Here is a 20,587-nt window from a genome sequence, read left to right as displayed (position 1 = left end):
GGCGGCCGGGACCGCTCTTGCCGGCCCTCCGCTTGCGCTTCGGGCGTTCGCCGCTTCGCCCGCTCCACCGGAGCGGCCGATCCGGGCCTGCGGCCCGGACCGCGGCTCACCCAATCTTGCAGGCGGCCATGACGGCCATGTTGAGGATGTCGTTGACCGTGGCGCTGGTGGAACAGATCTGGATCGGCTTCTTCACGCCGGCCAGGATGGGGCCGATCACCGTGGCGCCGGCCATTTCCTGCATCAGCTTGACCGAGATGCTGGCCGAATGCCGCGCCGGCACCACCAGAATGTTCGCCGGCCCGGTCAGGCGGCAGAAGGGATAATGCGCCATCTGTTCGGGGTTCAGCGCCACATCCACGGTCATTTCGCCTTCGTATTCGAAATCGACCCCGCGCCGGTCCAGCACCAGTGGCGCCTCGTGCATCTTGCTGGCGCGCTCGCTGACCGGATAGCCGAAGGTCGAGAACGACACGAAGGCCACCCGCGGATCGAGCCCGAGGTTGCGCGCCACCCCGGCGGCGCGCTGGGCGATGGTGGCCAGATCCTCGGCCTCGGGCCATTCGTGCACCAGCGTATCGGCCACCAGCACGATGCGCCCCTTGTGCAACAGCGCCGTCACCCCCACGGCTCCATCGGCAGCCGAGGCGTCGAACACGTGGTTGATGAGGCTGAGCACATGCGCCGATTTGCGCGTGGCGCCGGTGACCAGCCCGTCGCCGTGGCCATGCGCCAGCATCAGCGCGGCAAAGACGTGCCGGTCGCGGGCGGCAAGGCGGTGCACATCCTGCCGGTCGTGCCCCTGGCGCTGCAACCGGCGATAGAGGAAATCCTTGTAGGCATCGAGGTGCCGGGTATTGGCGGCGTTCACGATTTCCAGCTCGCGCGCGGCATCGGCCAGGCCCGCGACCTCGAGCTTTTCGCGCACGTCGGGTTCGCGCCCGACCACCAGCGCCCGCCCCAGCCCGGCGCGCTGATAGGCCACGGCCGCGCGCAGCACGCGCGGATCGTCGCCTTCGGCAAAGATCATCCGCGCCTGCGCGGCCCGCGCGCGCGCGTGCACGCCTTGCAGGATGCTTGCGGTCGGGTCCATCCGCGCCTTGAGCCCGGCCTCGTAGGCCTTCATGTCGATGATCGGGCGCCGGGCCACGCCGGTATCCATGCCGGCCCGCGCCACCGCCGGCGGGATCACGTAGATCAGCCGCGGGTCGAAGGGCGTGGGGATGATGTAGTCGCGCCCGAAGGACAGTTTGCGGCCATAGGCCATTGCCACCTCGTCGGGCACATCCTCGCGCGCAAGGCGGGCCAGCGCCTCGGCGCAGGCGATCTTCATCGCGTCGTTGATCGCCCGGGCATGAATGTCGAGCGCCCCGCGGAACAGGTAGGGAAAGCCCAGCACGTTGTTGACCTGGTTCGGGTAATCGCTGCGCCCTGTGGCCACGATGGCATCGGGGCGCACGGCGTGGGCGTCTTCGGGGGTGATTTCCGGGTCGGGGTTGGCCATGGCGAAGATGACCGGGTTGTCGGCCATCGAGGCGACCATGTCCTGCGTCACGGCACCCTTGGCCGACACGCCGAGGAACACGTCGGCACCCTTCATCGCCTCCTCCAGCGTGCGCAGGTCGGTCCTGGCGGCGTGGGCGGATTTCCACTGGTTCATGCCTTCGGTGCGGCCCTGGTAGACCACGCCCTTGGTGTCGCACATGATGCAGTTGTCGGGGCGGGCGCCCATCGACTTCAGCAGTTCGAGGCAGGCGATGCCCGCGGCCCCTGCCCCGTTCAGCACGATGCGCACGTCCTGGATGCGCTTGCCGGTCATTTCCAGCGCGTTGATGAGGCCGGCGGCGCAGATCACCGCGGTGCCGTGCTGGTCGTCGTGGAACACCGGGATGTCCATGATCTCCTTCAGCCGGCTTTCGATGATGAAGCACTCGGGGGCCTTGATGTCTTCGAGGTTGATGCCGCCGAAGGTGGGGCCCATCAGCGCGACGGCCTTGACGATCTCGTCGGGGTCTTCGGTGTCGAGCTCGATGTCGATGGCGTTGACGTCGGCAAAGCGCTTGAACAGAACCGCCTTGCCTTCCATCACCGGCTTGGAGGCCAGCGCGCCGAGGTTGCCGAGGCCGAGAATGGCGGTGCCGTTGGAAATGACGGCCACCATGTTGCCCTTGACCGTGTAGTCGTAGGCGGTGGCGGGGTTGTCGGCGATGGCCTGGACGGGCACGGCGACGCCGGGCGAATAGGCCAGGCTCAGGTCGCGCTGGGTGGCCATCGGGGTGGAGGCGACGACATCGTATTTCCCCGGCCGCGGTTCGAGGTGATAGGCAAGCGCCTCTTCGGGCGTGATCTTGGCACGGGTCATGGTGGCCTCCCTTTTCGCCCCGTTTAGCGGCCCTTTGCGAAGGCGACAATGGATTTGCGGGGTTTCTGGCCTGTGCGGCTTGCGCTAGGTTCGCGGCGCCGACAGGGGGGCCCCATGACCGAGACCGTCACGCCGATGATGGCGCAGTATCTGGAAATCAAGGCGCAGAATCCCGATGCGCTGCTGTTCTACCGGATGGGCGATTTCTACGAGATGTTCTTCGAGGATGCCGCACAGGCGGCGGCGGCGCTGGACATCGCGCTGACCAGACGCGGGCAGCACCTGGGCCAGGACATTCCGATGTGCGGCGTGCCCGTGCATTCGGCCGAAGGCTATCTGCTGGCGCTGATCCGCAAGGGGTTCCGCGTGGCCATCGCCGAGCAGATGGAAGACCCTGTCGAGGCGAGGAAGCGCGGGTCCAAGGCGGTGGTGCGGCGCGAGGTGGTGCGGCTGGTGACCCCGGGCACCCTGACCGAGGACACGCTGCTGGAGGCGCGGCGGCACAACTACCTTGCCGCCTTTGCCGAGGTGCGCGAGGCGGGGGCGCTGGCCTGGGTGGACATTTCGACCGGCGAGATGCGGGTGATGCCTTGCCCGGCCGTGCGGCTTGGCCCGGAACTGGCGCGCCTCGGCCCACGCGAGGTGCTGCTGTCGGAGGCGGCCGAGGGGCTGGCCGCGGTGGTGCGCGACCTTGGCGCGGTGGAAACGCTGCGGCCGCGGGCGGTGTTCGATTCGACCGCGTCGGAGCGGCGGCTGTGCGGCCTGTGGCAGGTGAGCACGCTGGAAGGCTTCGGCCAGTTCGACCGCGCGGAACTGGCGGCGATGGGGGCGCTGGCGGAATACCTGGACCTGACGCAGCGCGGAAGGCTGCCGCTGTTGCGCCCGCCGGTGCGCGAATTGCCCGGCGGGGTGATGCAGATCGACGCCGCAACCCGGCGGTCGCTGGAAATTACCGTCGGGGCCGGCGGGGGGCGCGAAGGCTCCTTGCTGGCCGCGATCGACCGCACGGTGACGGCGGCCGGGGCGCGGCTGCTGGAAAAGCGGCTCTCGGGGCCGTCCAGAGACTTGCAGGTCATTCGGCAGCGCCTGGAAGCGGTGCGCTGGCTGGTCGAGGACAACGCCTTGCGCGATGCGTTGCGGACGGCGTTGAAGGCGGTGCCGGACATGGACCGCGCCCTGTCGCGCCTGGCGCTGGACCGCGGCGGGCCGCGCGACCTCGCGGCGATCCGGGCGGGGCTGGTGCAGGCCGCCGGCATCGCCGAGACCCTGGCGGGATGCCTCTTGCCGGCGATCCTGGCCGATGCGCTGCGCCCGCTGACCGGGCAAGAGGCGCTGGCAGCCCGGCTGGGCGCGGCATTGGTCGCCGAACCGCCGCTGCTGGTGCGCGATGGCGGCTTCATCGCCGAGGGATTCGATGCCGAGCTGGACGAGACGCGCGCCTTGCGCGACGAAGGGCGCGGCGTGATTGCCCGGATGCAGGCCGACTATTGCGCCGAAACCGGCATCGCCAGCCTGAAGATCCGGCACAACAACGTGCTGGGCTATTTCATCGAGACGACCGACCGCCATGCCGAGCGCATGATGGCGCCGCCGCTGGCCGAACGGTTCATCCATCGCCAGACCACGGCGAACCAGGTGCGGTTCACCACGGTCGAGCTTTCGGCGCTGGAAACCCGGATTCTGAATGCGGCGAACCATGCGCTGGACATCGAAAAGCGGCTCTATTCGGCGCTGAGAGCCGAAGTTCTTGCAGCCGCCGGGCCGGTGGGCGAGGCCGCGCGGGGGCTTGCAGAGCTGGATCTGGCCGCCGCGCTGGCCGATCTGGCGGTGGCCGAGGACTGGTGCGAACCCGTGGTGGACGACAGCCGGGCCTTCGAGGTGGTGGCCGGGCGGCACCCGGTGGTGGAACGGGCGTTGCGGCGCGAGGGACAGGCCTTTGTCGCCAACGATTGCGCATTGTCGGCGGGCGACGCGCCGGCCATCTGGTTGCTGACCGGGCCGAACATGGCGGGCAAATCGACCTTTCTGCGGCAGAACGCGCTGATTGCGCTGCTGGCGCAGGCGGGCAGCCATGTGCCGGCGCGGTCGGCCCGCATCGGGCTTGTCAGCCAGTTGTTCAGCCGGGTCGGCGCCTCGGACGACCTGGCACGGGGCCGTTCGACCTTCATGGTCGAAATGGTCGAAACCGCGGGCATCCTGAACCAGGCCGATGACCGGGCGCTGGTCATTCTGGACGAAATCGGCCGCGGCACGGCGACCTATGACGGGCTTTCGATTGCCTGGGCGGTGCTGGAGCACCTGCACGAAACCAACCGCTGCCGGGCGCTGTTTGCCACGCATTACCACGAAATGACCGGATTGGCGGCCAGACTGCCCGGGGTGGAAAACGCCACGGTGCGTGTCAAGGAGTGGCAAGGCGAGGTGATTTTCCTGCACGAGGTGCGGATGGGCGCCGCCGACCGATCCTACGGGGTGCAGGTGGCGCGTCTGGCCGGCTTGCCGCGCAGCGTGGTGGAGCGGGCGCGGGTGGTGCTGGATGCGCTGGAAAAGGGCGAGCGCGAAGGCGGGGCCGCGCGGCAGAAGGCGCTGATGGACGATTTGCCGCTGTTTTCCGCCGCAGCCCAGGCACCGCGGGCCGCGCCGGCGCGGCCGGAACCCTCGGCGGTGGCCGAGCGGTTGCGCGCGCTGTCGCCCGACGACCTGTCGCCGCGCGAGGCGCTGGATCTGGTTTACGAATTGCGGCGCCTGGCGCTTGCGGAGGGGTAAGGCGGCGCCCGCGCCGCCCTGCCCTGCCCGGTTCAGCCGACGTTCGACGACACGCCGACCTGGGCCGGCCGCAACAGGCGGTCGTGCAGCATGAAGCCATCGGCCATGCATTGCAGGATGGTGCCAGCCACGGTGCCGGGCACCGGCGCCTCGAACATCGCCTGATGCACCTGGGGGTCGAAGGCATCGCCCGGCTTGGGCGAAATGATGGTGACACCATGCCGCGAAAAGACGGTGTGCAGCTCGCGCAGGGTGAGTTCGACGCCTTCGATCAAGGCAGCGGCGGGGCTGCGCAGATCTTCGGGGATGGCGTCGAGCGCGCGGCGCAGGTTGTCGTGCACCGGCAGAAGGTCGCGCGCCAGGCGGGAGCCGCCGTATTGTTCGGCCTCGCGCCGGTCGCGTTCGGCGCGCTTGCGCGCGTTTTCGGCATCGGCCAGTGCCCGCATGAACTTGTCGCGCAGCTCGTCGCGCTCGGCCCGCAGGGCATCCAGCTCGGCAGCGTCGATGTAATCGAACTCGGCTTCGCCGGCCGGCGGCGTGTTCTGCGTTTCGTCCTGCATTCCTGTCATCCTTTCGTCCGGTCGGAGATCATGCGCCCCACGAGCTGGGCCGTGTAATCGACGATGGGCACGATGCGGCCGTAGTTGAGCCGCGTCGGACCGATCACGCCGACGGCGCCGATGATCTTCCGCTCGGCGTTCATATAGGGAGAGACGACCAGAGAGGAACCCGAAAGTGAGAAAAGCTTGTTCTCGGACCCGATGAAAATGCGCACGCCTTCGCCTTGCTCGGCCAGGTCGAGAAACTCGGCGATGTCGCGCTTGCGCTCGAGGTCGTCGAACAGGGTGCGGATGCGTTCGAGCTCGGCGCCTTCGTCGCTTTCGGGCAGCAGGTTGGCGCGGCCGCGCACGATCAGGCGCTCGGACGATTCGCCGGCGTTTTCCCAGACGGCGAGGCCGCTTTCGACAAGGCTGCGGGCCAGTTCGTCGATTTCCTGGCGATGGCGCTTGAGCTCGCCGGCGATGTCGCTGCGCAGGTCGGAGAGGGTGCGGCCTTCGGCGATGGCGTTGAGGAAGTTCGCAGCCTCGCGCATGGAGGAGGGCGTCTGCCCCGGCGGCGGGGTGAAGACCCGGTTTTCGACGTGACCGTCGGCAAAGACCAGGACGACCAGGGCCCGGTCGGCGCCGAGGCTGACGAATTCGATATGGCGGATCGGGGTTTCGTGTTTCGGCGCCAGCACGAGGCTGGCCCCGCGCGTGATGCGCGACAGCGTGGCGCCGACATGGTCGAGCATGTTGGTGACGTCGTGGTCGGTGCTTTCGAGCGAGGCGTCGATCGTCTCCCGGTCGGAGTCGCCGATTTCGGCGACCTCGAGCAGGCCATCGACGAACATCCGCAGGCCGAGCTGCGTCGGGATGCGCCCGGCCGAGACATGCGGAGAACCCAGCAGACCGAGGTATTCGAGATCCTGCATCACGTTGCGGATCGTGGCTGCCGAGAGCTTTTCCGACATGGTGCGGGTGAGCGTGCGCGACCCGACCGGGTCGCCGGATTGCAGATACCCTTCGACCACCCGGCGAAAGACTTCGCGCGAGCGGGCGTTGAGATCTGACAGCGGATTCGGGCGGTCTGTCATGCGGTTGATCCTGGTGCGGCCTTGCAAAATAAGGGCGCGGAGGGGCCTTCGTCAATCATGCGCGGGGGACATGGGGTTGTCAGGCCGAGGCGCGCGGAGTAGGTGCCGGGGAGCATCAGCGGAAAGGACGAGGACATGCGGCCATCGGGGCGGAAACTGGACGAGTTGCGCAGGATTTCGATCGAGACCGGCGTTGCGCGGCATGCGGAGGGATCGTGCCTGATCAAGATGGGGGATACCCATGTGCTGTGCACGGCGACGGTGGAAGACAAGCCGCCGCCGTTCCTGAAGGGCACCGGCCTGGGATGGGTGACGGCGGAATACGGCATGCTGCCGCGCGCCACCCATACGCGCACCCGGCGCGAGGCCGCCGCTGGCAAGCAGCAAGGCCGGACGGTCGAAATCCAGCGGCTGATCGGGCGGGCGCTGCGCGCCGGGGTGGACCGGGCCGCGCTGGGGGAACGGCAGATCGTGGTCGATTGCGATGTGTTGCAGGCCGATGGCGGCACGCGCTGCGCCGCGATCACCGGGGGCTGGGTGGCCTTGCGCCTGGCGGCGAACCGGCTGCTTGCAAGCCGGGCAATCGTCTCGGACCCGATCCTGGATCATGTTGCTGCGGTATCCTGCGGGATCTATGCCGGGCAGCCGGTGGTGGATCTGGAGTATCTGGAGGACAGCGCGGCAGGGATGGATGGCAACTTCGTGCTGACCGGCGGCGGCAAGCTGATCGAAGTGCAGATGTCGGCGGAAGGCGCCGCCTTCTCGCGCGGGGAAATGGGGCAGCTGCTGGACATGGCCGAAGCGGGGATCCGGCAGCTGGTCGAAGCTCAGAAGGCGGCACTGTCGTGAGGCGGTTCGAGGGCGAGCGGCTTGTTGTTGCGACGCACAACAAGGGGAAGCTGGAGGAGATTCGCGCTCTTTTCCAGGGACGCGCCCTGACGATCGTTTCGGCGGGCGAACTCGGGCTTCCCGAGCCGGCAGAGACCGAGACGACCTTTGTGGGCAACGCCCGGATCAAGGCCCACGCGGCCGCTCGGGCGAGCGGCGAGGTTGCCCTTGCAGACGATTCGGGGCTGTGTGTGGACGCGCTTGGCGGTGCGCCGGGTGTCTACTCTGCCGATTGGGCCGAAACACCGGAGGGCCGTGACTTTGGGATGGCGATGGCAAAGGTTTGCCGGATGCTCGATGAAGCTGGCGCAGAGGCGGCAAGGACGGCGCGTTTCGTCAGCGTGCTTGTGCTGGCCTGGCCGGACGGGCACGATGAGGTCTTTCAGGGGTCCATCGACGGCCGCATCGTCTGCCCGGGTCGGGGCGAGAACGGGCATGGCTATGATCCGATCTTTCTGCCGGATGGACACGATCTGACCTTTGGCGAGATGGATCGCTGGGAGAAGAACAGGCTCAGTCACCGGGGTCGCGCCTTTGGGGCGCTGATGTCCTGTTTCACGTGAAACCATCGCGCCGCACGGAAACTGGGGACTGAGATGGCTTTCGGATTGTACATTCACTGGCCCTACTGCGAGTCGAAGTGCCCGTACTGCGACTTCAACAGCCACGTGGCGAATCGTATCGATCAGGCGCGTTGGATCTCGGCCTATCGCAGCGAAATTGCCCGGGTTTCCGCCGAGAGCCCGGACTCCACGCTTGGCACGATCTTTTTCGGCGGTGGCACGCCTTCTCTGATGTCGCCGGATGTGGTCGCGGCCGTCATCGACGCCGCACGGTCGGCCTGGCGGTGCGCCAACGCCCTGGAAATCACCCTGGAGGCCAATCCGTCATCGGTCGAGGCGGGTCGCCTTGGCGCCTACAGGGACGCAGGCGTCAATCGGGTGTCGCTCGGGATACAGGCGTTGAACGATGCCGACTTGCGACTGCTGGGTCGCAAGCATGATCGTGCCGAGGCCCTGCGCGCCATCGAAACCGCCCAGTTCGTGTTCGATCGCGTGAATCTGGACCTGATGTATGGTCGCCAATATCAGAGTGTCCCGGATTGGACGCGCGAACTTGCGGAAGCGCTGCAGTTCGGGACCACGCATCTGTCGCTGTATCAGCTGACGATCGAGGAAGGAACCGTCTTCGGCCGACGCCACGCCGCCGGGCAACTGCAGGGCCTGCCGGATGAAGACAGGTCTGTTGCCTTTTTCGAGGCGACGCAGGCGCTTTGCGATGCTGCCGGACTTTCTGCCTATGAAATCTCCAACCACGCCCGCCCAGGCCAGGAATGCCGGCACAACCTGATCTATTGGCAGGCCGGAACCTATGCAGGCATCGGACCCGGCGCACATGGCCGGCTTGGCATCGGCCCGACGCGACGCGCCACAGAAGCGATCCGGGACCCGGCCGGCTGGTTGACCGCGGTCGAAACCCGCGGCAACGGCGACGTTACGGTCACACCGCTGAGCCCCCTCGAGCAGGCGCAGGAAGTTCTGCTGATGGGGTTGCGGCTTTCGGAAGGTGTCTCCCTCCAAAGGCTGGAAGCTGCCGGCATCGACTGGCGGAACTGGATGTCCTGCGGGCAACTGCTCGAAACCGGGCTGCTGGAACGCGACGCAAGCCACCTGCGCACGTCGCGCGATGGCCGGCTGCTGTTGAACGCGATTCTCCGGCAACTTTGCAGCGATTTGCGCGTGGATCAGACCTGAACGTCGCTGGGAATCGCCGAAAGCACGCGACAGAGCAGATCGAGTTGCTCCAGCGTGTTATACCGGATCGAGATCGTGCCTGCGCCGGTATGCGCCTCGTGGTTGATCTTGACCGACATCTTCAGATTGGCGGAAACATCGGCCTCAAGCGCCAAGGTGTCGGCGTCCTTGTTAGACCTGCGGCCGCGATAGCTGCGCGGAGTCGTCGACGGGCCTGCCTTTTCCTCTCGCACCAGGCGCTCGACTTCCCGCACCGTCATGCCTTCGTCGACAATGCGCCGTGCAAGTTTGGAGGCCTTGTCGGAGGTGACCAGAGCCCGCGCATGGCCGGCCGAAAGCGCGCCCGTCTCGACCATGCCGACCACATCCGCAGGAAGGCTGAGCAAACGCAGCGCATTGGCAATGTAGCTTCGGCTTTTCCCCAAGGATTCGGCGAGCTTTTCCTGCGTATGGCCGAACTTCTCGATCAGCTGACGATAGGCCGTTGCTTCCTCCACCGGGCTCAGGTCCGCGCGCTGGATGTTCTCGATGATGGCGACTTCGAGAACCTCGGTATCGTCGTAGCTGCGCACCAGAACGGGGATGCTGTGAAGCTGCGCCAGTTGCGCAGCACGCCAGCGCCGTTCGCCGGCGACGATTTCGAACCCGCCGTCGCGCTCGCGCACCAGAAGCGGCTGCAAGACTCCCTTCTCGCGGATCGAACTTGCCAGCTCGTCGAGCGCCTCCTTGTCGAAACGGCGGCGCGGCTGGTCGGGATTGGGTCTGACCTGCTCGATCGGCACGTCGCGCACGCCGGCAGGCACGTTCCCGCGTGCAGAGACGCTTTCCACCATTCCGACATCCGCCATCAAGGCAGACAAGCCGCGGCCAAGACCACGACGCTCGATCTTGCGGTCGTTCATTGCGTCATCTCCACTCATCGCGTCCCCTCATGCCGCGCCAGAACCTCGAGCGCAAGTGCGCGGTAGGCCTGGCTGCCCTTGGACAACGGATCATAGTCGAGAATGGTTTGCGCGTAAGAGGGCGCCTCGCTGATGCGCACATTTCGCGGAATGACGCTTTGAAACACGAGATCGCCCAGGGTTTGCCGCACATCGGCTTCGACCTGCTGCGACAGCCGGTTTCGCATGTCGGCCATGGTGAGAACAACGCCTTCGATCCGCAGGCCGGGGTTGGCCTTGGTGCGCACCTCGCGAATCGTCATCATCAGCTGCGAGAGCCCTTCCAGCGCGTAGAACTCGGCCTGGAGCGGAACGAGCACCGCATGGGCCGCAACCATGGCATTCACCGTCAGGAGATTCAGCGACGGCGGGCAATCGATGAGAATGTAGTCGAAATCGCCGGCGTCGGGGCCCATGTGACGCAAGGCATCATGCAACAGAAAGCTGCGCTTTTCGTGCGCGTGCAGTTCGATATCGGCGGATGCAAGGTCGGTGTTTGCCGGAATCAGCCACAGCTGCCCTGCCCCCAGACCGACCGCGATCGGATCGGGCGCCGAGTCGCCGAGGAGAAGATCGTAGCTGGTGTTCTTTCGGGCGTCGGCCGGAATCCCGAGGCCCGTCGAGGTGTTCCCTTGAGGATCGAGGTCAACCAGCAACACGCGCTTTCCCTGTTCGGCAAGGGCGGCGCCCAGATTGATGGTGGTGGTGGTCTTTCCGACGCCACCTTTCTGGTTTGCGATCGCGATGATTCTCATGTCGAAGTGCTGCTTCCAGTGCGACGGGAAAGATGCTGCAGCCGCAAAAGCCGGGCATCGGGGCTTGTTTGACTGGGAAACTCCTCGACGTCAAATGCCCAAGAGCTGCGAGCGGCATCGACCTCGGCCTGAGAGCCGGCGCCCTTCGGAAGCAAAGCCACGCCGTTCGGCGCGAGATGGCGATGCACAAGCCCGAGAAGCTCCGGCAAGGCCGACAGCGCTCGGGCACTGACGACTTCTGCCGCCAGGGGCGCCACATGCTCGGCGCGGGCGCACAGGATCTCGGCCGCGACACCGGTAACCCGGACGGCCTCGCGCAGGAAGGTCGCCTTGCGCTGGTCGGATTCGACCAGCGCGAAGCGCGCCTCGGGCCGGTGCTGCCGGGCAAGTATCGCCAGGACGATGCCCGGGAAGCCGCCACCGCTGCCGAGATCGGCGAAGCGCCGGGCGCTGGGCGGAGCCAGCGGAAACAGCTGCGCCGAATCCGCGATGTGGCGACTCCAGAGCGTGTCCAGCGTGGACCGCGACACCAGATTGATGCGTTGCGTCCAACGCGTCACCAGATCGGCATAAGCCTGAAAGGCCGCTCTAGCGGCGGGATCGAGGCTGCAGCCGGCAAGCCGTTCCAGGTCGTCGAAGGTCACGCACTGGCCTCGCGCCTGTCAGCCCCGCTCAGGGCACGGAGCCGCAAATGCAGCAAGGCCAGCGCCGCCGGGGTCATGCCTTCGATGCGCGCCGCTTGCGCCAGGCTTTCGGGCCGCGCCCGATCAAGCTTTTGTTGCAGCTCGAACGACAGGCCGGCGATGCCCCGATAATCCAGATCGGCCGGAATGCGCCGGTTTTCGTCCTTTCGCACAGTCTCGATCTGATGGCGCTGACGATCCTCGTAAGCCACATACAACGATTCGCGCTGAAGCTGGGCGAAAATCTCCGGCGCGATCGCCTTGGCGTCCGGGACCAGCGCCGCAATCTGCTCGGGCGAGACGTTCGGGTAGGACAGCAACTCGAGGGCTGCCCGGCGAACGCCGTCCTTGTTTGCCGCAATGCCGACCGCCTCCAGCTCTTTCGGGCTGAAACGGTTTCGGGTCAGTGTCGCACGCGCCTTGTCGAGCTTGTCCATCCGGCTATGAAAGGCGCTGGCCCGTTCGTCGCCGACGCAGCCGATTTGCAGGCCAAGCGGTGTCAGGCGCTGATCGGCGTTATCCACCCGCAGGGTCAGGCGGTATTCGGCCCGAGAGGTGAACATCCGGTAGGGCTCGGTCACGCCGCGGGTCACCAGGTCGTCAACCATGACGCCGATGTAGCTGTCGGTGCGGTGCAAGACCACTTCGCTGTCGCCGCGCGCAAACCGTGCGGCGTTGATGCCGGCAAGAAGCCCCTGCGCACCGGCTTCTTCGTAGCCGGTGGTGCCGTTGATTTGACCCGCGAAGTACAGCCCGGCGACATCCCGAACCTGCAAGGTCCGGGTCAGACCGCGCGGGTCGAAGTAATCGTACTCGATCGCATAACCCGGTTGCAGGATGCGAACCTGTTCGAGTCCGGCGATGCTGCGCACATAGGCTTCCTGCACCGTTGCCGGAAGCGATGTGGAAATGCCGTTCGGATAGACGGTCGTATCTTCGAGACCCTCGGGTTCGAGAAAGACCTGGTGACTGGTCTTGTCGGCAAAGCGAACGATCTTGTCCTCGATCGAAGGGCAGTAGCGCGGCCCGACGCCTTCGATGAACCCCCCGTACATGGCCGACTGCGACAGGTTCTGACGCACGATCTCGTGCGTTCTCTCGTTGGTATGGGTTATCCCGCAGGCGATCTGGCGCACGAAGGGTTTCTTGTGCAGGAACGACAGCATGACGGGATCCGCGTCCCCGGCCTGGCTGTCGAGTCTGCCCCAATCGATGCTGCGTCCGTCCAATCTTGGCGGTGTTCCTGTCTTCAGCCTGCCTCGACCGGGGGCAATTTCGGCGAGCATCGCCGCCAGTCTTGTCGAGGCAGGGTCACCGACCCGGCCACCCGGCGCCTTGTCTTGCCCGACATGCATTTGCCCGTTCAGGAAGGTACCGGCGGTCAGCACAATGCTGGACGCCGAAAACCGACGCCCATCGGCCAGTGCAAGGCCCTGGACCCGGCCACCGGCAAGAAGGAAGGCAGCCACTTCCCCTTCGATGATCTCGAGTCCCGCGCGATGCAAAAGGATTTCCTGCACGGCCGCACGATACAGCGCGCGGTCAGCCTGGATTCGCGGCCCCTGGACAGCTGGCCCCTTGCTTCGGTTCAGCAGCCGGTACTGAATCCCGGCCTTGTCCCCGGCTCTTGCCATGACGCCATCCAGGGCGTCGATTTCGCGCACCAGGTGGCCTTTTCCCAGGCCGCCGATGGCAGGGTTGCACGACATCACGCCGATCCGGTCGATCCGCAGGGTCACAAGCGCGGTTTGCGCCCCCATGCGCGCCGCTGCGTCTGCTGCCTCGGTGCCTGCATGACCACCGCCTACCACGATGACGTCGTAATGTTTCATGTGAAACAAGCCCTACTTTCCGATGCAGAACGACGCGAAGATTTCGCCCAGCAAGTCCTCCACGCCAATCCTGCCGACAAGATCGTCCATGGCGGCCATCGCCTGACGCAGCGCGTCTGCTGCAACTTCCTCGTTGTCTTCTCCAGCCATTATCACTGCTTGCGCCGATTCCAAAGCCTCGATCGATCTGCGAACCGCCGTCCGGTGCCTTTCGCGTGTGATCGTTGCGGCAGCACCCGCCCGACGCGCCAGGATGGACTCGACCTCCTTGACCAGGATGTCCACGCCCTCACCCGTCAGCCCCGAAATGGCCAAACCGGAAACGGCATGCAAATCCGCCTTGCCATGCACGACCAGGTCGTCGGGCCCGGGGCGAAGCGCCAGCTCCCCCGGTGTGTCATCAGGACCGACCAGAAAGATGCGCAAATCCGCGTTTCGCGCACGCTCGATGCCACGGGCAATCCCCATGGCCTCCACCGGGTCCGCAGCAGATCGCAAGCCGGCCGTGTCCAGTAGCGTGACCGGCAACCCGGCAAGGTCCATGCGAACCTCGATGACATCTCGCGTCGTTCCGGCATATTCCGAGGTCAAGGCCGCCTCGCGACCCGCCAACCGGTTCAGCAAGGTGGATTTTCCGGCATTCGGCGCCCCGAGGATCGCTACCTCGAAACCGTCGCGAATCCGCTCCGACACAGCGTAGCCGGCTTGCTCGGCGCGCAATTCCTCCAGCAGCAGCGCAATCAGGGTGCGGACCTCCGGGTACACGTCCACCGGCACATCTTCATCGGCGAAATCGAGCGCTGCCTCGAGCAAGGCCGCCGAGCGCAGCATCAACGCGCGCCAACGCAGTGCCTTCTCTCCGACAGCACCGGAAAACACCCGCATCGCCTGACGCCGTTGAGCCTCTGTCTCTGCCTGGATAAGGTCCGACAGCCCCTCGACCTGTGCAAGGTCAAGACGGCCGTTCTCGAGCGCGCGACGCGTGAACTCGCCGGCCTCTGCCATCCTGAACCCCGGCACCCGCGACAGACGATCCAGCACCGCCGCCGCAATGGCCGGGCTGCCGTGAAGCTGCAGCTCCACCACCTCTTCGCCGGTAAAGCTGTGTTCCGCCTCGAAACGCAGGACCAGGGCTTCGTCCAGAACGTCGTCACCATCGCGCAGCCGCCGCAACACCGCGCGACGCGGCGGCCCGAAAGAACCCACCAGCGGAAGCAAGCCCTCCACGGCTGCTGGGCCGGATACGCGGACTATGGCGACGCCTGCCTTGCCCCGGCCCGTGGCCAAGGCATAGATGGTTTCCATGACCGTCGTCTCAGCTGTTCATCGAATCGAAGAATTCGCTGTTCGTCTTGGTCTGCTTCAGCTTCGAGATCAGGAACTCGATGGCATCCGTTGTGCCCATCGGGTTGAGGATCCGGCGCAGCACATAAGTCTTCTGCAGGTCGTTCTTGGCCACCAGCAGCTCTTCCTTCCGCGTGCCGGACTTCAGGATATCCATCGCCGGGAAGATACGTTTGTCCGCCACCTTCCGGTCCAGCACGATCTCGCAGTTGCCGGTGCCCTTGAACTCCTCGAAGATGACCTCGTCCATGCGGCTACCCGTATCGATCAGCGCCGTCGCAATGATCGTCAGGCTCCCGCCTTCCTCGATGTTGCGCGCCGCCCCGAAGAACCGCTTGGGCCGCTGCAAGGCATTGGCATCCACGCCACCCGTCAGAACCTTGCCTGACGACGGCACAACGGTGTTGAAAGCCCTGCCAAGCCTTGTGATCGAATCCAGCAGGATCACAACATCTCGCTTGTGCTCAACCAACCGCTTGGCTTTTTCGATCACCATCTCGGCCACCGCCACGTGCCGGGTCGCCGGTTCGTCGAAGGTCGAGGAAATCACCTCGCCCTTCACGCTGCGCTGCATGTCGGTCACTTCCTCGGGCCGCTCGTCGATCAGCAGCACGATCAGATAGCATTCCGGGTGGTTCACCGCGAGCGATTTGGCGATGTTCTGCAACAGCACGGTCTTGCCGGTCCGCGGCGGCGCCACGATCAACGCGCGCTGGCCCTTGCCGATGGGTGCCACCAGGTCGATGATGCGCGCCGACCGATCCTTGATCGTCGGATCCTCGATCTCCATCTTCAGCCGTTCTTCGGGGTAAAGCGGCGTCAGGTTGTCGAAGTGCACCTTGTGGCGGGCCTTCTCGGGATCGTCGAAGTTGATCCGGGTCACCTTGGTCAGGCAGAAATACCGCTCGTTCTCGCGCGGGGCCTGGATCACGCCTTCGACCGTATCGCCGGTGCGCAGCGACCATTGCCGGATCATGTCGGGCGACACATAGATGTCGTCCGGGCCGGGCAGATAGTTGGCCTCGGGCGACCGCAGGAACCCGAAACCGTCCTGCAACACCTCCAGCACGCCATCGCCGCCGATCTCGAAGCCTTCCTCGGCATGTTCCTTCAGGATCTGGAACATCATCTCGCCCTTGCGCATGGACGAGGCGTTCTCGATCTCCCATTCCTCGGCCATCGCCAGCAGGTCGGCCGGCGTCTTGGCCTTCAGATCGGAGAGTTTCAGGTGATCCTGGGTCATGACACCGTCTCGAAAAAGCGGGCACCGCCCCTAAAGGCGGCACGACAGGGTTGAAGCGGGAAGCGGTATGGCCGGACGGCCCCCACCCTCCGCTACACCGCGCCCCGCAAACTGTCAACGCGCCTAGAACTTCACGATCACGGCAAACACGATCAGCAACATCAGCAGGGTCGGCACCTCGTTCATCAGCCGATAGCTGCGCCCCGACCGCAGGTTGCGCCCGGCGGCAAAGTCCTTGCGCCGCGCGGCCAGCCACATGTGAAACCAGGTCATCGCCAGAACGCTCGCGCCCTTCACCCAGGGCCAGGCGGCCGACCAGTCCACGATGCCGGGGGTCAGCACCAGCAACAGCCCGAAGACCCAGGTCGCCACCATCGCCGGGTTCATGATCGCCCGCAGCAAGCGCCGCTCCATCGTCCGGAACAGGTCTTCGGCCGCAGCCAGACCACCTTGCACCCTTTCGGCATGATAGACGTAGAGCCGCGGCAGATAGAACAGACCCGCCATCCACGACATCACCGAAACCACATGCAAGGCCTTGATCCACGGATAGAGGCTCGCCAGCCAGTCGGTCATCTCAGCCTCCTTCAAGGAATCCTTTGGAAAAGGATGTAATGGATAGTAGGGGCGGTGGAAAACCGGATTTGCAGCTTTGGCCCCGATGCCGTCCACAGGACCGATCCCGGTGGAAAACCGGTGCACGACATCGAGAAAATCGGGAAACCTCAATAAAATCCGTTTCAGAACAGAAGGATGCAGTCCTCATCCTTCAACTCGGCCTGTGGATTGTTTCCGGGTTTCATGCCTCTGCCGGGGTTTTCCACAATCGGGCCTCGCAGCTTGTCCGCCTGTGGAAAGCCACCCCCGGCGCTTGACAGCGCGCGCCTGTCGTCCACAACTGGCGGCCGACGTTCCCGTTTCGCCCGGATCGGGCACCGGAACGAAACCGGATTATCCACAGGTTCGCCCCATGCGCCCGATCCTTCTTGCATCGTCTTCCGCCATCCGGGCCACGCTGTTGCGCAACGCCGGGCTGCAGGTTTCGACCCACCCTGCCCGCATCGACGAGGAGACGGTTCGCACCGCCCTTGCGGCCGAAGGCGCCACCCCCCGCGACCTGGCCGATACCCTGGCCGAGATGAAGGCCGAGCGCGTGGCCAGCCGCCACCCGGAGGCGCTGGTCCTCGGCTGCGACCAGGTGCTTGCCTTTCAAGGCGAAGCCTTCGGAAAACCGGCCGATGCGGCCGGGTTGCGGGCCCAGCTTCTGGCCTTGCGCGGCCAGACCCACCAGCTGCTTTCCGCGGCCGTCGTCTTCGAGGACGGGCGCCCGGTCTGGCGCCATGTCGGGCAGGCCCGGCTGACGATGCGGAACTTTTCCGATGACTGGCTCGAAGGCTACCTTTCCCGCAACGCTGCCGACGTGATGGACAGTGTCGGCGGCTACAAGCTGGAATCCGAAGGCATCCGGCTGTTTTCGCAGATCGAAGGCGACTACTTCACCATCCTTGGCCTGCCGCTCTTGCCGCTGCTCAACTGGCTGGGCCTGCGCGGCAGCATCCCGGCCTGATCGGCAAGGGCTTGATCGCCGCCTGCCCCGGTGTCAATCAGAACAGAAGGCCGCGCCGTTCGGGGTTTGCCGCGATGATCCAGAAGTCCACCCTGACCTATGCCGAACACCCCACGCGCAAGGGGCCGCGGGCGCTGCAGGCCGACCTGTTCGTGCCCGGGTCCGGCGCGCCCAACGGCCTGATCGTCTGGATGCATTCCGGCGGCTTTCGCAGCGGATCGCGCGAACACCCGGCCCATGCCCGCATCGCGGCCGAATTCGCCACCCACGGCTATGGCATGGCATTTCTCGATTACCGCCTGGCGCGTCCGCCTGCGATCCTGCAACCGGGTGTCGCGGCCCGGGTCGATGACCTGGTGGCCGAAGCCCTGGCCGCCGGCGAAACCATGCACGAAACCTTCATCGGCCCCCGCCCCCTGGCCGTGGTCGAGGATGCCTGCGCCTTTCTGGCGCTGGCCGCGGCCCGCGCGGCGGAATGGGGGCTTTCGGCGCGCTTCCTGCTGGGGGGCAGTTTGGCCGGGGCCATTTCAGCGCTGAACACCCTGTATCTGCCGGCGCACCTTGGCCTGCTCCGGCCCCCGGTTGCCACCGTCTTTGCCTTTTCCGGCGGGTTCGCCTATACCCCGCGCCTGCAGCCGACCGGCGCGCGCATTCTGGCGCTGCACAACCCGGGCGACGCGCGTGTGCCGGTGGCCTCTATCCGACGTCTGGCGCAGCATTGCCCGGACCCCTGCCTGCTCATCGAAAGCGACCGGCAGGACCACGGCAACCTCACGCTGGCGCCGGACGAGCCGTTGCCTGCGGCTGTCGCGCGCTGCGTCGCCTTCGACCTGGCCGATGACCCGCTGTCGATCCGGGTGGATCAGGCCGCTACGGCCTCGTCGGAGTCCGCCTGACCCCATGCATTGGCCATGATCCAGGCCCGCCGTTCGGCAAACTCCGGTTGCGTCGAAACCTCGGCGATCCGGGCGGCGTGCCAGTCGCAAGCGGCGTGGTGCAGGGCCATCAAGGCGGCATCGCCTTCATACCGTTCGGCGTGCAGCGCCCGCGCCGCGGCCTCGACCGCCGGATGCCAGGTCGAGGTCAGGTGTTCGTTCCTGTTGCGCACCTTCCAGTAACGCAAGGACACCTGCTTGTTGGCCACCACCACATCGCCGCGCAGGGTCTTCATGAAGAAGCTGCCCAGCGACCGCAACGGATAGTGATCCAGCGAGACAAGGTCGTAACTGCCGCGGATGTCCATGCCGTTTTCCGCCGGGTCGTCGTGGAACCAGTCCAGATGCCGCCCCGAACCGTCCAGCCAGCGCGGCGGCAGGCCGTCGCGGCACATGTCGGGCCGGTGGTTGCGGATCTTCTCCACCGCCGGGGACAGCCGGGTGATGGTCTTGACCCCACGCCGCGCGCGCTTGCGGCCAGGCGTTTCGGATTCGTGGGCCGGAAACTGCGCCCGGATCCAGCCGGGGGCAAAATCCGTGCGGCCGTTGCAACCGTGGTTCAGCTCGCTGACCGACAGCGCATCGAAGGGGCCGGTGGCCGCGAACAGGTCGGTCAGCCGCCCTTGCCCGGTGCGGATGTTCAGGAATTCGTCCACGTCCATCGAGATCACGAAATCCGCCGCGCGGAAGGCCGGCAGATAGTGGGTGTAGGCCAGCGCAAAGGGCTGGAACGCTGGGCTGCCCGCGGCCAGCGCGGGATTGGGCAGGTGCACAAGCTCGCCCCGCGCCGCAAGGTGGTCGAGAATGCGGTCCGTTCCGTCGCTGCAATCGTTGGTGAAGACCACAAAATCGGTGACCCCGACCGCGCGGTGCCAGGCGAGCCACTCCAGGATGAAGGGGCCTTCGTCCTTCATGCAGGTCGTGACCAGGACACGGGCGTCTTCGGGTGCCCAGCCGCGATAGGCGCGCGCGGGCATCCGGCTGCCGGGCGCGGGGGCAATCACGCCCTCGCGCCGCTCGAACAGTTGCACGCTGCTGCCGGCCTTGTTGTCGGCCGCCGGGTAAAGCCCCTGCACCGCCAGCGCGCAGGCGATGCGCGCCAGCCCCTCGGTGCCGTAGACCTTGGGGTGCAGTTCCAGCACCACGGCCCGCACCTCGTTCAGGGCGATCCTGTCGAACAGGCCCAGCTCGCCGCCCTCGATGTCGCAGACGATCACCGTGGGGCGCACCTCGGCCAACAGCGCATCCAGCCCGATGGCCGGCAACAGTTCAACCCGGCTATAGCCGCGCGACCCGGCCTCCATCGAGCTGGCCCAGAAATCGGGGCGCACGTAGAACGGGATCTCGCCCCCGCCCGAAGGCACCGCCACGCCGTTGCGCAGATCGACCTTGCCTTCGACGCCGTTCAGGCGGTGGGTTTCGCGGATCAGGGGCAGAAGTTCGGGGTTGGCCTCGATGGCCACCACCGCCTCGACCCCTTCGGCCTGCGCCGCCACGGTGGAACACAGGCCAAGCCCCGCGCCCAGTTCCAGAACCCGGTCCCCGGGGCGCAGCACGCGGCGCAAGGCGGCGCATTCGCCGCCTTCGTAGCGACCCCGACGCATCGGACGCTCGATCTTGGGGGTGATGATGCGCGGATCGAAGGGAACCGAAATGCCCTGGGTCTGGATGACTTCGGAATACTCTACCATGACTGCGTTCCTGCCTGCGGGGTCGCCTGAGCGTATCGCAATACCACTGGTAAGGCATGGACAAGGTCGTTTAGCAGGCTGCTGAAGAAGTCCACGAGGCGGAACAGTTTTCCCTCTGTTTGGGCGGCAGCGGTGAGCGTCGTGCTGGTCGAGGCGAGGTATGGGTGCCCGATGCCACCCCTCGTCGTCA

General features: G+C 66.1%; 17 protein-coding genes. 6 read left to right on the top strand and 11 right to left on the bottom strand.

From position 1 onward, the window contains the following. Positions 1-106: 106 nt before the first annotated feature. Positions 107-2,362 (bottom strand): NADP-dependent malic enzyme, encoded by a 2,256-nt coding sequence (locus ACK4S2_RS12950; protein ID WP_409625039.1) that lies wholly within the window; start codon positions 2,360-2,362, stop codon positions 107-109. 114 nt (positions 2,363-2,476) lie between these two features. Between ACK4S2_RS12950 and mutS the strand changes: the two genes are divergently transcribed. After that, a complete protein-coding gene (gene mutS, locus ACK4S2_RS12945) occupies positions 2,477-5,128 on the top strand; it encodes a DNA mismatch repair protein MutS (protein ID WP_409625035.1) in 2,652 nt (883 codons plus the stop codon). Positions 5,129-5,160: 32 nt separating this feature from the next. Here the strand turns inward: mutS and ACK4S2_RS12940 are convergent, their stop codons facing one another. Next, on the bottom strand, positions 5,161-5,688 hold the full coding sequence (locus ACK4S2_RS12940) for a nucleotide exchange factor GrpE (protein WP_409625033.1): 528 nt from the start codon (positions 5,686-5,688) through the stop codon (positions 5,161-5,163). A gap of 5 nt (positions 5,689-5,693) precedes the next feature. Next, the gene (gene hrcA, locus ACK4S2_RS12935) at positions 5,694-6,764 is read right to left on the bottom strand and encodes a heat-inducible transcriptional repressor HrcA (protein ID WP_409625030.1); all 1,071 of its coding nucleotides are present in this window, start codon (positions 6,762-6,764) and stop codon (positions 5,694-5,696) included. A gap of 135 nt (positions 6,765-6,899) precedes the next feature. Here hrcA and rph point away from each other — a divergent pair, with 135 nt between their 5' ends. From rph to hemW, 3 genes are read left to right on the top strand one after another with little or no spacing between them, the layout of a single operon-like run. Next, positions 6,900-7,613, top strand: a complete 714-nt coding sequence (gene rph, locus ACK4S2_RS12930; protein WP_409625027.1) for a ribonuclease PH — start codon at positions 6,900-6,902, stop codon at positions 7,611-7,613. Continuing rightward, a complete protein-coding gene (gene rdgB / locus ACK4S2_RS12925; protein WP_409625024.1) occupies positions 7,610-8,215 on the top strand; it encodes an RdgB/HAM1 family non-canonical purine NTP pyrophosphatase in 606 nt (201 codons plus the stop codon). Before rph ends, rdgB begins: the two co-directional genes overlap by 4 nt. Before the next feature lie 33 nt (positions 8,216-8,248). After that, a complete protein-coding gene (gene hemW, locus ACK4S2_RS12920; RefSeq protein WP_409625021.1) occupies positions 8,249-9,406 on the top strand; it encodes a radical SAM family heme chaperone HemW in 1,158 nt (385 codons plus the stop codon). On the opposite strand, the gene ACK4S2_RS12915 is transcribed toward hemW, so the two are convergent. The 7 genes from ACK4S2_RS12915 to hemJ form a co-directional block, all read right to left on the bottom strand. Beyond that, positions 9,397-10,308, bottom strand: a complete 912-nt coding sequence (locus ACK4S2_RS12915) for a ParB/RepB/Spo0J family partition protein (RefSeq protein ID WP_409625018.1) — start codon at positions 10,306-10,308, stop codon at positions 9,397-9,399. The genes hemW and ACK4S2_RS12915 overlap by 10 nt on opposite strands. Before the next feature lie 14 nt (positions 10,309-10,322). Further along, positions 10,323-11,102: a ParA family protein gene (locus tag ACK4S2_RS12910; protein WP_409625014.1), complete on the bottom strand. Its 780-nt coding sequence runs from the start codon at positions 11,100-11,102 to the stop codon at positions 10,323-10,325. Next, on the bottom strand, positions 11,099-11,746 hold the full coding sequence (gene rsmG, locus ACK4S2_RS12905; RefSeq protein WP_409625011.1) for a 16S rRNA (guanine(527)-N(7))-methyltransferase RsmG: 648 nt from the start codon (positions 11,744-11,746) through the stop codon (positions 11,099-11,101). Before rsmG ends, ACK4S2_RS12910 begins: the two co-directional genes overlap by 4 nt. Continuing rightward, positions 11,743-13,617 carry a tRNA uridine-5-carboxymethylaminomethyl(34) synthesis enzyme MnmG gene (mnmG, locus tag ACK4S2_RS12900; protein ID WP_409625008.1) on the bottom strand — a complete coding sequence of 625 codons (1,875 nt, stop codon included), beginning with the start codon at positions 13,615-13,617 and terminating at the stop codon, positions 11,743-11,745. The genes rsmG and mnmG overlap by 4 nt, the downstream gene beginning before the upstream one ends. Before the next feature lie 12 nt (positions 13,618-13,629). Beyond that, positions 13,630-14,922 carry a tRNA uridine-5-carboxymethylaminomethyl(34) synthesis GTPase MnmE gene (gene mnmE, locus ACK4S2_RS12895; RefSeq protein WP_409625005.1) on the bottom strand — a complete coding sequence of 431 codons (1,293 nt, stop codon included), beginning with the start codon at positions 14,920-14,922 and terminating at the stop codon, positions 13,630-13,632. A 10-nt stretch (positions 14,923-14,932) separates the two neighbouring features. Continuing rightward, positions 14,933-16,204, bottom strand: coding sequence for a transcription termination factor Rho (gene rho, locus ACK4S2_RS12890; RefSeq protein ID WP_409625002.1), 1,272 nt, complete (start codon positions 16,202-16,204; stop codon positions 14,933-14,935). A gap of 123 nt (positions 16,205-16,327) precedes the next feature. Then, on the bottom strand, positions 16,328-16,780 hold the full coding sequence (hemJ, locus tag ACK4S2_RS12885; protein WP_409624999.1) for a protoporphyrinogen oxidase HemJ: 453 nt from the start codon (positions 16,778-16,780) through the stop codon (positions 16,328-16,330). A 394-nt stretch (positions 16,781-17,174) separates the two neighbouring features. Here hemJ and ACK4S2_RS12880 point away from each other — a divergent pair, with 394 nt between their 5' ends. Both ACK4S2_RS12880 and ACK4S2_RS12875 read left to right on the top strand, forming a co-directional pair. After that, the gene (locus ACK4S2_RS12880) at positions 17,175-17,771 is read left to right on the top strand and encodes a Maf family protein (RefSeq protein ID WP_409624996.1); all 597 of its coding nucleotides are present in this window, start codon (positions 17,175-17,177) and stop codon (positions 17,769-17,771) included. A gap of 74 nt (positions 17,772-17,845) precedes the next feature. Further along, positions 17,846-18,667, top strand: a complete 822-nt coding sequence (locus tag ACK4S2_RS12875) for an alpha/beta hydrolase (RefSeq protein ID WP_409624993.1) — start codon at positions 17,846-17,848, stop codon at positions 18,665-18,667. Here the strand turns inward: ACK4S2_RS12875 and ACK4S2_RS12870 are convergent. Then, a complete protein-coding gene (locus ACK4S2_RS12870; protein ID WP_409624990.1) occupies positions 18,634-20,397 on the bottom strand; it encodes an FkbM family methyltransferase in 1,764 nt (587 codons plus the stop codon). The two genes, ACK4S2_RS12875 and ACK4S2_RS12870, sit on opposite strands and share 34 nt — an antisense overlap. Positions 20,398-20,587: the final 190 nt, after the last annotated feature.

The organism is Gemmobacter sp. (assembly GCF_046292685.1).
Lineage (GTDB): Bacteria > Pseudomonadota > Alphaproteobacteria > Rhodobacterales > Rhodobacteraceae > Wagnerdoeblera.
Note: the sequence above shows the minus strand (reverse complement) of the source record. Positions and strands in the feature narration are given on the sequence as shown.

What these genes read in the sequence shown, in the direction of transcription:
- ACK4S2_RS12950 (WP_409625039.1), bottom strand. Translation starts at nt 2,362, where the DNA reads ATGACCCGTGCCAAGATCACGCCCGAAGAGGCGCTTGCCTATCACCTC.
- mutS (WP_409625035.1), top strand. Translation starts at nt 2,477, where the DNA reads ATGACCGAGACCGTCACGCCGATGATGGCGCAGTATCTGGAAATCAAG.
- ACK4S2_RS12940 (WP_409625033.1), bottom strand. Translation starts at nt 5,688, where the DNA reads ATGCAGGACGAAACGCAGAACACGCCGCCGGCCGGCGAAGCCGAGTTC.
- hrcA (WP_409625030.1), bottom strand. Translation starts at nt 6,764, where the DNA reads ATGACAGACCGCCCGAATCCGCTGTCAGATCTCAACGCCCGCTCGCGC.
- rph (WP_409625027.1), top strand. Translation starts at nt 6,900, where the DNA reads ATGCGGCCATCGGGGCGGAAACTGGACGAGTTGCGCAGGATTTCGATC.
- hemW (WP_409625021.1), top strand. Translation starts at nt 8,249, where the DNA reads ATGGCTTTCGGATTGTACATTCACTGGCCCTACTGCGAGTCGAAGTGC.
- ACK4S2_RS12915 (WP_409625018.1), bottom strand. Translation starts at nt 10,308, where the DNA reads ATGAACGACCGCAAGATCGAGCGTCGTGGTCTTGGCCGCGGCTTGTCT.
- ACK4S2_RS12910 (WP_409625014.1), bottom strand. Translation starts at nt 11,102, where the DNA reads ATGAGAATCATCGCGATCGCAAACCAGAAAGGTGGCGTCGGAAAGACC.
- mnmG (WP_409625008.1), bottom strand. Translation starts at nt 13,617, where the DNA reads ATGAAACATTACGACGTCATCGTGGTAGGCGGTGGTCATGCAGGCACC.
- mnmE (WP_409625005.1), bottom strand. Translation starts at nt 14,922, where the DNA reads ATGGAAACCATCTATGCCTTGGCCACGGGCCGGGGCAAGGCAGGCGTC.
- rho (WP_409625002.1), bottom strand. Translation starts at nt 16,204, where the DNA reads ATGACCCAGGATCACCTGAAACTCTCCGATCTGAAGGCCAAGACGCCG.
- hemJ (WP_409624999.1), bottom strand. Translation starts at nt 16,780, where the DNA reads ATGACCGACTGGCTGGCGAGCCTCTATCCGTGGATCAAGGCCTTGCAT.
- ACK4S2_RS12880 (WP_409624996.1), top strand. Translation starts at nt 17,175, where the DNA reads ATGCGCCCGATCCTTCTTGCATCGTCTTCCGCCATCCGGGCCACGCTG.
- ACK4S2_RS12875 (WP_409624993.1), top strand. Translation starts at nt 17,846, where the DNA reads ATGATCCAGAAGTCCACCCTGACCTATGCCGAACACCCCACGCGCAAG.
- ACK4S2_RS12870 (WP_409624990.1), bottom strand. Translation starts at nt 20,397, where the DNA reads ATGGTAGAGTATTCCGAAGTCATCCAGACCCAGGGCATTTCGGTTCCC.